This is a genomic window from Lacticaseibacillus zeae DSM 20178 = KCTC 3804, from assembly GCF_000260435.1.
Classification (GTDB): Bacteria; Bacillota; Bacilli; order Lactobacillales; family Lactobacillaceae; genus Lacticaseibacillus; species Lacticaseibacillus zeae.
Map to the genome: position 1 here is coordinate 1 of NZ_BACQ01000096.1, position 448 is coordinate 448.

The following is a 448-nucleotide window of genomic DNA, read 5'->3' on the forward strand; positions in this document are numbered from 1 at the left end:
TGCAGCCGAGGATGCATCACTTGCATGACTTGCCGCACTGCTTGCATGGCTGTTTGCTTCACTGGCACTTGAACTTGCCTGTGACGCGTACGAGCTGGCTTCGCTAGCACTGGAGCTGGCGTTGCTTGCGTAACTTGAAGTTGCTGTCGATGAGCTATCGGCACCACTTGCACTGGAACTGGCACCACTTGCACTAGAACTGGCAGCAGACTTATCGGCAGCAGACTTTTCAGCTGCACTAGCCGCGCTGCTTGCAGTGCTTGCAGCACTGGATGCTACCGAATTGTCGGTGCTTGCAGCACTTGCGGCACTGGATGCTACCGAATCATCAGAGGCGGCAGCACTTGCTGCGTTGCTTGCTTGACTCTCGGCACTCTTGGCACTGCTCGAGGCAGCACTTGCGGCGCTAGAGAAGGCACTGGCAGCACTGCTGTTACCATCCTTTGCT

The 448-nt window shown here is 56.5% G+C and carries 1 protein-coding gene; it reads right to left on the bottom strand.

Annotation, left to right across the window (positions count from 1 at the left end):
* Positions 1-448, bottom strand: a 448-nt coding sequence (locus tag GSO_RS18020) for a hypothetical protein (protein ID WP_044113088.1), incomplete at both ends; no start/stop codon positions are given.